The following is a 13,045-nucleotide window of genomic DNA, read 5'->3' on the forward strand; positions in this document are numbered from 1 at the left end:
GTAATTGGTGTGGGGTGGCCGCTGTCGTATTGCAGCGGCCGTAATTGAATCTCTAGGATTGGGACCCTGCTTTCTTTTAGTCTTTGAAATTTTTCTTTTTTCTTTTCGTTGCTCGCTTTTTCATACTGTGCCTTTTAATGACAATCGGCTTATATTCCTTTTCCCAACCAAGTTTCAGCCGAATTCGTCGTTTTTCATTTTCATCAACCATTTTTTTCACCACCTTTCATGGCCATGCTGGCCTTACTAAAATTTTTATGGATATGTAGTTTATTGGTATGCTATGAAGAATGCGGACATAATATAGCTTATCTAATTGTAATAATGGTAAATATACAATGAAATATATCGATATAATCATACAAGACATTGAAAATACGGAAAATAATCACATTTCAAAGGAAGAGTTGGGATGTATATCTCGATTGATCCACAATAGCGGGATACGTGAGGACGAAATTCCTGTATTGCGCGTACAGCATGTGATTGATGCCAATGGTGATGTAAAATCGGCTATCACCACAAAGAAAATTATTCGGGATAATGGTGAAATCCAGCTTACGGACGAATCCAGGGATGCCATAGCTGCATATCAGAAAGCTATGAGGGAAAAGGACCCTTCTTTAGTAATGAAGCGTCAACCGCTGTTTCCGTCTTACAAAACCGAGCGGACAATTAGGCGACATTTGAAGGCAGTAGGTACTAAATACAGTGAAATTCGTGAAATGGGCATTAAAAATCATTTTGCTAGAAACGCCTTTAGTGATGGACCCATTACACCTATCTATAAAGCGGGTGGAAAAATTTTCAGGATAGCTCCAAGGGAATATTATGCTGTTGGAGCCGACAAGAAAATACCATACGGGGTAGAAGTTCATGACGACAAACAAATAATAAGGTTGTTAGATTTGTGGGGCCAGGCCCAGAGACTTGACTCTAATGATCCAAATGCTAATTCACAGGCAAATGAAATCCTCCAGCAAGCCTATACTGCCTTTAATCGCATAGAAATTAAAAAAAATCGTGAAAATAACAAGATTTTACTGGAAACAATCTATGTCGAGCTTTCCCCCTTCCAATTTAAATTTTCAAAAATTTAGTTAATACAAATTATAATAAATAGTTAGATTTTATTATGTCCGAATTCTTCATCAATTAACAATAAATTATATACAATAAACAAAGAGAGACCTTTGGAAAATAATTTTACCCAATTACTTCATAAAACCAATTACAGGAGGCGCATATGGCCTAACATAGTTACCTTTTTCTGAGTGGTCTCTCTCCGCAAGGAGAGGCACATGGAAAAAGGTCGTAGTCCAGAAAGCAGTACCCAGGTTCAACCCTCCCGGGAGTCTCGAAAAGAGACCATCGGCGACAGATACAGTACCTGTCGCGAAGACATCGCTGAATTGGCCATCGCCGACATTCAGTCCTGCCCGATCATCCCGGATTTCAAAACGCCCACCCTGTCCAGCCATCCGATTGTCGTTCGGACGCAGGAGGCGTGTTTCTGTATCGATGGATGGCACTACATCGAACAGGCCAAGGCAGATGGTCGATCAACCGTCCGTTGTTACATTTCTGAAATCAACCATCATTCCGATACCGAACTGGCCATCAGGAAGGCTGCCGTCAGGGTCATGCCCCAGGGCGGAACGTGTAAGTACTCGGAATTGGTTCGAAATGCCTGTCAACTGTATCGGATTCTCCACGGGACATCGGATGACTTGGTGTTGTTTACCCATGGCGGTGCACGGCGTGGTGCCGGCTTCACCGATTCCAGAGATAACAACATCCGGGTGGTATTGGCTAATCGTCTCGGCAAATCGCCGACGACCATCAATAAATACCTGCAGCATGGCGACAGGCTTGACGATGCTGCCATGGAATCCCTGGTTGATGCCGGCGCCACCAAAACATTCTTCGAAGCGATTCAGGCCAAGAAGCAGATCGCAATAGCCATCCGCCAATCTGAACAAAAGGACCCAGCGGCCATTGCAGAATCCATATCCAATGAGGTGATGCAATGGCTGGCAGAATTCCAGAAGCCTGAAACACCTCCAATGCTGGAGCAAGTTGGTGAGCAATCCCCGCAGACAGAAAGGTCTGCAAGCAGAGAGCGCCACACACTCAACGGTAATCGAGGCCTCGCATCAGCACCAGAAATCCATCAAAATGATCCTGATGGCGATCAAGATCTGCCGGCCAATAATCCCACACCAACCGATGGACCAACTCTGACAGCAGAGCTGAAAAGAATCGGCGAAGCACTCATCGAGATCGCCGACAGTCAGGAAAGCCCCACCCCGCAGCAGGTTGAGACAATACGAAGGTTCATCCAGGAGCTTGCGGTATTGCATCAGCGTCTCGCCCATCCCTCCGAACCAGAAGGCAGTGGAAATGGAGGAACGGTTTGATGGGTGCTCCGATTTATTCCTGTGCGGGGGCTGACGCCAACAACTTGCCGTCATTGGTAATCGATAGTGTGCTCATCAACGTCCTTGATCATGGCTCCACTTCCCAGAAAATCAACGCCGCGAAGAAAATGTTTCGGAAAGCGAAGGCACGGCATTCGATTGGAGATTCAAGCGGCTATCAACTCCTGAAGGCTGAAGAAAAAGAAAAAGCGATAACGTTTGATTCGAGCCTCCCGTTGAAAAACACGGCCAAGGAATTGAACATATCGCCGCAGCAGGTCATGCAGGCGAATGCCATACACCAGCCCGATATCGTAATTGGACTGGATTGGCCGATTCGGAAGCTTGACAACGGCATCCAGAAGCAGCTGGAATTTTACAAAAAGCTCAAGTTCAACATTCCATGGGCCTTTGAGTCATTTGCCTGGAAGAACGCCCTTGTACCCCATGCCCAATATTTTCAGCCGCTGCAGAGTTATACCCTCGACCATGTCGATATCTTTTTAAATGAAATACGCGGTGTTCATTTCGACGGCGTGTCCATGCCGGTTCGCACCCTCAAACCTTTGGAACTGGCCCTTTTCCTGGTCAGCTTTTACAAGCGGGGAATAACACGGGTGCACCTGCTTGGCACATCCAGCCTTCCGGTCATCGTCATGTGTGCATATGCGGCCTGGAATCTATTTGAATGGGTGTCGCTCGATTCAACGACGTGGCGGTATGCGGCCGACAAGATGAGCTTCCTCAATCCTTTGGATTTGTCGAGGATAGACCTACGCACTTCCGTTCATGTGCCGCCGACCGCATTAAATCTTTGCCCATGCCCTTTTTGTAATGGTCAGAGTTTTCAGGCTATTCAGGCGATAACTCCGCGAAGAGACAAACTTCAGATGCTCCGGGAACACAATTGGCTGGCGATAGCAAATTTGGTCAATGACCTGTATGCCAACGGCTACACGATCCCAAACCTTGAAAAAGAGCTACGGTTCAGGTGCCGGAATCAACGCCAGGTTGACAGCCTCATAAACACACTTTCCGTCGTTGATGCGTTGAAGGATTGCGACATCTCCCTGCTTCAGACCGTCCTGGCTTCAAACCCAAAAGGTCGGCAGCGATCCCGTTTGGTCGGGCGGCAAACCTGTTTTGCATAATTGGCCCGGAAGTTGACCAGTGAAGGTTTCTCGGTCTCTGGCTGCTAACCAGACTTTTATGCCAGAAGGCAAGCTGGTCAATGTCCTGATCCGCCGGTAACAAAACATAAATTCTCAAAGGAGGTAGTATCCATGTCTTTAGAAGAAAAAGTATCTCTGACCATCAGCATCGCCAAAAGCTATCGGGATCGACTGCGGACGATAGCTGCCAAACGAAACCTTCATGATCTCGATCAGCTGACATCCGCTTCAACCATTGCACGTGAGATTATCTGCGATCAGATTGACGAACTTGAGCGCGTCGAGGCTGACTTTCAGGCGACCGACACTGAATCAAGTAACGAGCGAGTAAGCGGGCAAATTGAAGAATCGGTGATCGAACAATAGGGACTGGAACCATCTGATGCTGCTCACATTCAAAACCACGCTCGCAAGCGGAAAGCCATACAGCTCCATGTCCGGTGAGGATTTTCTGGCATTGCTGCATGACAATAGAAACAACATCTACGGCGGATCGTTCGGCGTATACCTGGCCAGAAAAGTTGTTGTCGATAGCCAGGAACTGTATCAGCCGCTCATTGATATCGATGGTGCCGATGGACTGGAAGGCTCCGACAGAATCATCAGTGCCATCACATTCGCACAGGCGACCCTCAATGCGATCAAAAAACTCGGCGTTGCCGATCATTTTAAAATCATCGCAACCGGTGGTACCGGATTTCGGGCCGTATCCAATCTGCTCTTTAATCGTCAAGCATATCTGGCGTTTCTGGATTGGATGCGGATCGAAATGCCACACCTTCATGATCTCAGACCTTCCACACAGACAGATTTTCCCCACCAGGTGTTTGCATATAAGGGTGATCCTCTTCAAACCGAGAAAGCCCTTACAGACGGTCACAGCGCCATAATTGAAAAGAATAAGCTGACCCAATCAGCGTTCACACTCGATGACTATGTGCAAGTTACCTCTGGCAGGCCCGATCCGGAGGAAGTCATCGCGTGTGTTCAATGGTTGGTCAATGGGCCGATTATTTCGGATCTGAAGTCGATCGGTCCGTTGGGAGAACGTATCGAGCAGTACCAGCGGATTGCAGCTGACGTCTCGGTAAATCCTTTCAGCCATGTTCAAATCAGAAAGGATATGGAGCCGATTGGGTTGACTGTAATGCAGGAAATGATTGGAGAAAAAGGCATTGTATCGAAGATTGAAAAAAGAGGAGATGCACAGGCGATATCCTTTCGAGGTCTAAACTGTCCGGTATGCGGAAAGCCAACCTCCAATGCCAGGGCATATCCACCGAGTTATCAACTACGATGCTTCAATGTTAATTGTGAAGCCCATAACGGTATGCCGCTTCATCGCTGGGCGGGAATAAAGAATAGTGGCGGTTGGTACAAGCCATCGAAAAACGGTTTTGATCTGTCCGTTCCAGAAAATTATATCAGCCTTGACGATGCCCGCATCCTGATTGTCCAGGAATTGAACAGCGGAGATGATGCCCTGATTGTCGTGACACCAGGCGTCGGGAAAACACATGCGGCACTACATGCAATTTCTTCGATCGGGAAGAATCGTATCGTCATCTATGCCGCCTTCAACCGTGCTCTTCAAAGTGAAGCCTATGCCAAGATTTGTGAACTGGCTGAGGAAAACGATGGCTTCTATCTGTTGCAACCCCGTGAGCAGACCTGTTTACGTCCGGCCGAATTAAAGGAAATCACTGCTAAAGGCTTCTCGCCATCCGAAATCCTGTGCACCGGCTGTGAACATCGTGCCACTGTTTGCGAATATTACAACCAACGGCGTGATTATGGGCCAGGCGTGTATTTCGTCACCCTTCACATGCTTCAGTATCTTCAGGATCAGATTTCCACGCCTGATCTGATTATTCTCGATGAAAATCTGAAAGCCGGGTTGATGCTTGAAGACTCCTGCTCGGAGCTGCAGATGAAATCCGTCTTGAAGATCGTCGACGGCGTGGATGCAGCAACGATCAGGCACCTGCTCAACATCATCCAGCAAATATCCACGCAACTTGTTGATAGTGGCTCCCATGCGATGATCATCAATGGACGCAAACTGATAGACTCGGACATCCAGGAAACCACCATCATCGAGCTGCTGGCCAAGCGTATGAACAGAACCGATGAAGATGTGATTGCTATCCTGACCAACCTTTCAAAAAACCTCGACAACCTGTCCAGAATCAACCTGTACCGGCAGGAAATCGATTTGAATGCCATTGGCTGGTTAATAGGTTTGACCTCGCCCAGCACTCTCTCCTTCGTTCATATCGCCAGAAATGGAGATGTCAAATACAGCACTAAACGCATTACCCGGTTCGGATATCATGGCACTCCTATTAAGATTCTCGATGCCACCGGTGATGCAAAGGCTTACAGCGCTCTAACTGGCAGAAGGCTGAAAACTGTGCGAGCGGATGTCGCCTGGAATAGTCACCGGGTCCATATCAAGATCAATACCAGCCGCAGGACCATGCAATTTTCCAGGGAACCAGATCTGGTAAAACTTTTGGCTGATATGCTTTCACAAACCACAGCACAGCGGATTATGGTTGTCACCTATATGTACAATGAGAAAAAGGTGCTAGACATCCTGAACAGAATCGATCCAACCAGACAATTCATGCAATATCATTTCGGTGGCCCACGTGGAATCAATAGTTATCAGGCATGTGACGCTGTGCTGGTGATCGGGCTGCCGTATCCAAACCTGAACAGTGCCGCCCAGGATGCCTGCATCTTGTTTCCAGATGCAAAAGACACAGACATGCGCATGGAGTGGATAGAGGCCTGTATGCAATGGGATCTTATTCAATGCATCCACAGGATCAGACCTGTCCATAAATCGCGTGTGGATATTATTCTGGCAGCTAACCGATGGCCTTCTACGCTTCCGGAACCTGACAATGTAATCGATAGATCCCAAAATGCTAACTGGAAGGAATTAGCGATCCAGCGATTGAGACCGTTTGTTGAGGAATTCGGATTCCTGAATCAGGACATCGGCTTTCTGGCAAATGTTTATGTGAAATCAAAGGGGGCTATAGCCAAGCAATTTCAGAGGAATTTGGCCAGATTGATCAATGACGTAAAAGATCTAATTCCTGAGCTTAAAGGCAATTGCATGACCAGCCAATTGTTTGGTTCGGAAGAGATTAATAGCAGTGGATATACCTGCTTTAAAGATGTTGATGAATTGTCAGTAAATGAGAAGATTAAGTTAATTTTGGCTTTAAATATATTATATAACCAAAATTCACTTGAACATAAAAATCTATATGTTCGGTTAGTTAATCTTATCCGAAAGCAATCAGTCGTATGGACCAATGAGGATATAATTCTTTCCAACCCCAATCAATGGTCGGATCTGTTAATTCACTTCAAATCTTCGAATTCTCACTTTGAGAAATTCAAAATCAAACTTCCACATGCTCGTGGTAATGCTGTTGCCGGTGTTGGGAATCCTGATCGAGTCAAGGATTTTTACAGACATATTAATGATCTTGGAGTTGTCGGCCGGATTGACATCGATTCGTATCAGCCGACTGAAGCTTGTCTGGAGCCAGTCAGTCCAATTCCAGCCGGATTGGTGTCGATCTATATTTCCGAGGATGAAAACACCGCCTTTGTTGGGTGGGGATCAGAATTTAAGGCGATAACATTGGATCAGGAATCATCAGAGCTGCGATCTTTCCTAAACGGCATCGTTACTGGAGCTGGCATTAAAATAGTTACCAATAGCGGCAAGCATGTGGCCAAGGCCTTTCTATCTTGCGGATTGTCTCTGTGTGAAATCATTGATGTGATCATCGCGGAAAAGCTCATCGCTAATGGCGAGGTCGAGTATCGGTGCATGAATTTGAAGACGGTGTTCAAACGCCACGGTTTACCGGAGGGACTGGAAAGGAGTGGCATAGTCCACAGGCTGGTTGATGTCTGGGATAGGCAAGAGCCGCAGGTCAAATCAATGGGGCTTCAAACGGTCTTTGCTCTTGAATCGAAAGTGATCTGGGTCACCGCCAAGATTGAGGCTGCTGGCATTGGTATCGATGCTGAAGGTCTGCTGCGATATTATGATTTTCTCAATGCCAAAATGGATAACCTCGCTGCTGAACTGTCAAAGACAATTCCGACAGGTATTTTATTAAATGACAGGGAGAAAATCAAAGAGCACTTGAATTCGGCACATGCTCTATCCTTAGCCGAATTCGATGAGTATTCCGTAAAGACGATAGCCAATGCCGGTATCCGGGCCATGTGCTGCAATCTTCTTGATTACTGGAAAACCGAGCATGAGTGCCGGGATGTCGAATTTTACATATCCCAAACGGGACACGATGACCGTATCCGAGATTCAATAGATCAGTTGAGTGCCAAGACCGGGCGTTTTTATCGGCAATTACAGACAGTGAAAAAAGACGGACCGATGCGGTCGCTGTTCCGGGCCAGGGAGGGGTACAAATTCATTGTGGCGGATTATTCCCAACAGGAAGCTCGGATCATAGCTGGGCTTTCGAATGATCAGGCAGCCATAAATTTGTTTAAGGCGGGTAAGGATATTTATTTGGAAATGGCAAGGATCATAATGAGGCCGGATGTGTCTGGAGACCGATACCGGAAATTGGGCAAGGAAATTGTGATTGGTCTTAATAATGGTCAGTCTGCCTATTCGATTTATGGAAATTTGGCACGCTTGGGATTCGGGTACGATTTTGAAAGTGTGCAGAGGATGATATTCAATTACGATATGGCGTTATCGGGGATAAAGGAATGGCGGGATGGGATTGAGTCATCAGCGAAGGATGAGGGCGTTATTTCGACTCGATTGGGAAGGACGCTTAAGGTATCGGAGGATACAAAAGTCAATTCCTTATACAATTATCCGGTGCAAGGAACGGCGGCCGACGGGTTCAAATTGGCGTTGCTTGAGCTGGATGATCAGTTGGCGGGTCAGCATGCCGGCATCGTTCACATTCTGCATGATGAAGTGATTGTCGAGGCAAGGGAAGATATTGCTGACGATGCGGCGATGACGGTTAAAAGCTGTATGGAACAGGCCTTTAAGGACATATTGCCAGAAGTGCCAATGGTAGTGGAACCTGTGATCAGGGATTCATGGAAATGATTCATTGAGACAAAATATTGAAACTGAACAGACAAAGCAAAGGAGAAATACAAAATGGTCTCAGAGGTAGGTTTATTCACAAGATGGGAGTTAACGCCTGAAGGCAAATTCGAAGATTTTTTACGTGAATTGCACGAATTTCTTAAAAACAAACTCGTATTAATAAAGCGACCTGGGATTACCCCATTATGGTCTTGTGTAAATGCCGGATATGGTCACTTCGACAGACTGGACAACTTAAAAGCATTATGTGAACAGCACCATTACAATTGGAAAGAAGTCAAAATGATGATCGACGAATATTATGGCTGTGATTGCCATTGCGATTGCCACATACTTCAAGCGGTGGAGATTGTGGGAATACAGCAAGAAAGAAGATTCTTTGGAGGAAGTTGGCGGCACGAAACCTTCCCCGATGATTGTTATGAGATCCTTTCGAAACCAGGGGAAAGCCCTTAATGCAAATTATCCTTGAGGATATTGACATGATGGTTTTGCTTGAGTTCCGGGCGGCGGCAACCATTAAAAAGTAAAGCGCTCATGATAGAAATTTTTCTTTTAAAGATCGTTCCTGGATCTGCGGTTTTAGGGAGATCAAAAGATAAAAATCGATTTTCCACTGAAATCGAAAAACGATTTTACTCAGAAACCGCAAATTTTTAGCAAGGAGGAAATCTTGAATGCACAATACCTTCACATTTCCCAGCAAAACCTACACCGATCTGGACCAGCCTGACATTTATCAGCGGTTCATGCGGGGATACCTTGAGCTGCTTCGGTCAAAGCTCCAACAATACAAGGTCATGGACCAAAATGGCGATTTGCGGGAAATCCGATATTCATGCGGCCAGGATCATGACCCTCGAAATCCTGCCTGGAAACCATTCAAGTATCTGGTGCCAGCGGCGTTCTAAAACTGTTTTCTTCCTGGCGGTTTGAAATAGTCCAGGTCCTTCCCCGTCCATTTTCTTCCATAATGTAAATTTTAAACGATCTTCTTCTCTTTTTCTTCTATCATTTTCTTGCCGCACCCGATTATTCAAATCGATCTCAATTCCTGTATCATTGGTACGCAGGAGGGCTGCGACCGATGCCAGGGATTAAGCGTAAAAAATGTTGTCATTGCCATATCTTATTCGTTCCCGATCCTCGAAATAGAGATAGACAACGCTACTGCCGCCAACCTGAATGCCGCAAGGCCAGCAAGGCTGCCAGTCAGAGGCGATGGCTCCAAAAACCAGACAACCGCGATTACTTTAGCGGGCCGGAGAATGTGCAACGGGTCCAACGCTGGCGAGACGACAACCCTGGCTACTGGCTCCGAAAACCAAAAATCACCTCCGATGCGTTACAAGATCCCTTGATCCAACAAACTCTTGAAACAATTGATAATAATACCGATTTTGCAGACAATGCGTTACAAGATCTCTTAACGCGACAACCTTCCGTATTAATTGGCATTATTGCCCAATTAACCGGGTATGCGTTACAAGATGACATCGTCATGGCCGCCCGTCGCATGCAACAATTCGGCAACGATATCCTTAACCCCCAATGTGAAGGAGGCCGCCATGGTAGCCAAACAACCCATTTGCCCCGACCGTATCCGTAGAACACCCAAACGGTTCAGTTGGCTCGATCACCGCCTGGTCAGCGACCACTATATTGATCGCTGTACCCATGCTGCTGCGGCGCTGTACCTGTTTCTGGTCACCGTAGCCGATGCCAGGGGGATGAGCTATTACTCTGCCCGAACCCTGGCCCAGCGTCTGGCCATGGATGAGCACACCTCGGTCCGGACCCGGGACGAACTGGTCGACATCGGCCTGATTGCCTATCGAAATCCGTTGTATCAGGTCCTGGCCATCGATGCCGAACCAATCAGGCAGACCGGCACCCTCCAATCCGTTGAACAGATTTTCAAGCACCTCGGGGAGGGCAGACAATGATCGATTACGCCCTTTTCAGCAAAATCAGGCATCTGAACCAACACGACGGGTTGACCGCCCGACAGATCGCCCGGGAACTGGCCATGGACGTGAGAACAGTCAAAAAATGGCTCGACCAAACGCGGTTCAGACCCAGACAAAGTTCCCCGCGAGCCAGTAAGCTCGATCCTTTCAAAAGCGATATTGTCCGTCTGCTCCAAGCCCATCCCTACACGGCAATCCAGCTTCTTCAACGCCTGCGTGAGCAGGGCTTTAAGGGCGGGTATTCCATCGTCAAGGAGTATGTCCGCAAGGTCAGACCGCCGAAGACCCGCGCCTTTCTCACCTTGTCGTTTGCTCCGGGGGAGTGTGCCCAGGTGGACTGGGGTTCCTTTGGTGCGGTTAATGTCGGTTCCACCCGCAGACGACTGAGCTTTTTTGTCATGGTCCTTTGCTACAGCCGTATGATGTATGTCGAGTTTACCGTCTCCCAAACCATGGAGCATTTTTTGGGATGTCATCAAAACGCCTTTGAGTTCTTCGGCAGGGTTCCCCAACGAATCATGGTCGACAATCTTAAAAGTGCCGTGCTCAAGCGCATTGTGGGAACGGCGCCGGTGTTCAACCCCAAATACCTGGACTTTGCCAATCATTACGGTTTTACCATCGCGGCCTGCAATGTGGGCAAGGGCAATGAAAAAGGGCGTGTGGAAAACGGTGTCGGCTATGTAAAAAAGAACCTGTTGGCCGGATTGGATATCTCCGATTTTACCGCGATTCATCCGGCAGCCCGGCACTGGCTCGACACGGTGGCCAACGTGCGCATCCACGGCGAGACCCGCGAGCAGCCGATTGTGCGTTTCGAAAATGAGCGGGCCTATCTCAATCCGTTGCCCCATCACCGGTTCGACATCGCCACCGTCTCCCAGGTCCGGGCATCGAGCCAGTTCCGCGTGGCACTCGATGCCAACCGCTACTCGGTGCCGGCCGAGTATGCCGGCCGACAACTGACGTTGAAAACCTATCCCGATCGGATTTGCCTTTATTATGACAACAAGCTGATTGCCCGCCACGCTCGCAGCTATGACCGCCATCTGGACATCGAAGATCCGGATCACCCCAAACAGCTTTTGCTCTGGCGCAAGAAGGCCCGTGAACAGAAAATCGTGATGCGCTTTCTCTCCTTGTCGCCCCAATCCGCGCTATACTATCAAAAGCTCGAACAGCGTCGCATGAACCCCTATCATCATGTGCAGAAAATCGTCGCCCTAAGCGAAATCTACAGCCCAGAAGCCGTCGCCAGAGCGTTGGAAGACGCTTTTACCTTCCAGGCGTTCTCCTGTGAGTATATTGCCAACCTGCTCGAACAGCACACACGTTGTCTGCCAAAACCCGGCGCTTTGCATCTGACCCGCCGTGAAGATCTGTTGGACTTGACGGTGGAATCGCCCGATTTGAGCATCTACCAAAAGGAGAGACCATGACTGACACGCAACTGCCGGACCCTCCCCTTGAACTCAACCTCAAATACCTGAAATTGCCGTTTATGCGTGAGCACCATCATCCGCTGGCCCAAAAAGCCGCCAAAAACAGTTGGTCGCACGAAGACTATCTGGAGAAACTGGCCGACGGCGAAGCGGCGTTGCGAAAAGATCGTTCCACCAAACGTCGCATCAACCAGGCACGCTTTCCGGTGATTAAAACGCTGGATCAGTTCAATTGGACATGGCCAAAAAAAATCAACCGCCTTCAGGTTCAGCAACTGTTCCGGTTGCAGTTTGTCAAGCAGTCGGCCAATGTCATTTTCTTGGGTGGCGTGGGACTCGGCAAAACCCATTTGGCGTCCGCCTTGGGCTACGAGGCCTGCCTCAAAGGATATACGGTGCTGTTTGCCACCGCCATCGATGTGATCAACACGCTTTCCGCGGCCCAGGCGGCGGGAAGAATGAAACAGGAACTGAAAAAATATACTCGCCCATCACTGTTGATCCTCGACGAACTGGGCTTTTTACCCATCGACAAGGCCGGAGCCGACCTTTTGTTCCAGGTTATCAGTCAGCGCTATGAACAGGGCGCCTTAGTAATCACGTCCAACCGCGCCTACAAGGACTGGCCGGAAATCTTCAACAACGACAGCACGCTTACGTCGGCCATTCTCGACAGATTGCTGCACCATGCCGAAACCGTTCTCATCCAAGGAAAAAGCTTCCGGATGAAGGAACAAATCGAATTATGATGGTTGTGTAAAAACGTAGCCGGGCTCACTCGAAATGGGTTCCGGCAACTGAAATCCTCATTGGTTGGATCATGCAATTTGAAATCGCCAAAAATAGAACATTTTCAGACCGCCGCTAACAATCTGGAACAGATCTGTCGTAAATGGGGATACGATGA

12 protein-coding genes are annotated in these 13,045 nt (G+C 47.9%); 11 read left to right on the forward strand and 1 reads right to left on the reverse strand.

Annotation, left to right across the window (positions count from 1 at the left end; genetic code table 11):
- Window positions 1-76 precede the first annotated feature (76 nt).
- Window positions 77-211, reverse strand: coding sequence for a hypothetical protein (locus tag ACHZBS_RS22395; RefSeq protein WP_319408723.1), 135 nt, complete (start codon window positions 209-211; stop codon window positions 77-79).
- Window positions 212-338: 127 nt separating this feature from the next.
- Here ACHZBS_RS22395 and ACHZBS_RS22400 point away from each other — a divergent pair, with 127 nt between their 5' ends.
- The 11 genes from ACHZBS_RS22400 (at window position 339) to istB (ending at window position 12,887) form a co-directional block, all read left to right on the forward strand.
- A complete protein-coding gene (locus ACHZBS_RS22400; protein ID WP_319408724.1) occupies window positions 339-1,100 on the forward strand; it encodes a hypothetical protein in 762 nt (253 codons plus the stop codon).
- A 201-nt stretch (window positions 1,101-1,301) separates the two neighbouring features.
- A complete protein-coding gene (locus tag ACHZBS_RS22405; RefSeq protein WP_319408725.1) occupies window positions 1,302-2,420 on the forward strand; it encodes a hypothetical protein in 1,119 nt (372 codons plus the stop codon).
- 68 nt (window positions 2,421-2,488) lie between these two features.
- Complete coding sequence (locus tag ACHZBS_RS22410; RefSeq protein WP_319408726.1) at window positions 2,489-3,571, forward strand: hypothetical protein; 1,083 nt, start codon at window positions 2,489-2,491, stop codon at window positions 3,569-3,571.
- Between the two features lie 132 nt (window positions 3,572-3,703).
- Window positions 3,704-3,958 (forward strand): hypothetical protein, encoded by a 255-nt coding sequence (locus ACHZBS_RS22415; RefSeq protein ID WP_319408727.1) that lies wholly within the window; start codon window positions 3,704-3,706, stop codon window positions 3,956-3,958.
- Between the two features lie 16 nt (window positions 3,959-3,974).
- Window positions 3,975-8,723 carry a DNA polymerase gene (locus ACHZBS_RS22420; RefSeq protein WP_319408728.1) on the forward strand — a complete coding sequence of 1,583 codons (4,749 nt, stop codon included), beginning with the start codon at window positions 3,975-3,977 and terminating at the stop codon, window positions 8,721-8,723.
- A gap of 54 nt (window positions 8,724-8,777) precedes the next feature.
- The gene (locus tag ACHZBS_RS22425) at window positions 8,778-9,182 is read left to right on the forward strand and encodes a hypothetical protein (RefSeq protein WP_319408729.1); all 405 of its coding nucleotides are present in this window, start codon (window positions 8,778-8,780) and stop codon (window positions 9,180-9,182) included.
- Window positions 9,183-9,403: 221 nt separating this feature from the next.
- The gene (locus tag ACHZBS_RS22430; RefSeq protein ID WP_319408730.1) at window positions 9,404-9,637 is read left to right on the forward strand and encodes a hypothetical protein; all 234 of its coding nucleotides are present in this window, start codon (window positions 9,404-9,406) and stop codon (window positions 9,635-9,637) included.
- A 176-nt stretch (window positions 9,638-9,813) separates the two neighbouring features.
- Complete coding sequence (locus ACHZBS_RS22435; RefSeq protein ID WP_319404670.1) at window positions 9,814-10,335, forward strand: hypothetical protein; 522 nt, start codon at window positions 9,814-9,816, stop codon at window positions 10,333-10,335.
- Window positions 10,295-10,672 (forward strand): helix-turn-helix domain-containing protein, encoded by a 378-nt coding sequence (locus tag ACHZBS_RS22440; protein ID WP_319404671.1) that lies wholly within the window; start codon window positions 10,295-10,297, stop codon window positions 10,670-10,672. The genes ACHZBS_RS22435 and ACHZBS_RS22440 overlap by 41 nt, the downstream gene beginning before the upstream one ends.
- Window positions 10,669-12,135, forward strand: coding sequence for an IS21 family transposase (gene istA, locus ACHZBS_RS22445; protein WP_319404672.1), 1,467 nt, complete (start codon window positions 10,669-10,671; stop codon window positions 12,133-12,135). Before ACHZBS_RS22440 ends, istA begins: the two co-directional genes overlap by 4 nt.
- Window positions 12,132-12,887: an IS21-like element helper ATPase IstB gene (gene istB, locus ACHZBS_RS22450; protein WP_319404673.1), complete on the forward strand. Its 756-nt coding sequence runs from the start codon at window positions 12,132-12,134 to the stop codon at window positions 12,885-12,887. Before istA ends, istB begins: the two co-directional genes overlap by 4 nt.
- Window positions 12,888-13,045 lie beyond the last annotated feature (158 nt).

The organism is uncultured Desulfosarcina sp., from assembly GCF_963664155.2.
Taxonomy (GTDB): domain Bacteria; phylum Desulfobacterota; class Desulfobacteria; order Desulfobacterales; family Desulfosarcinaceae; genus Desulfosarcina.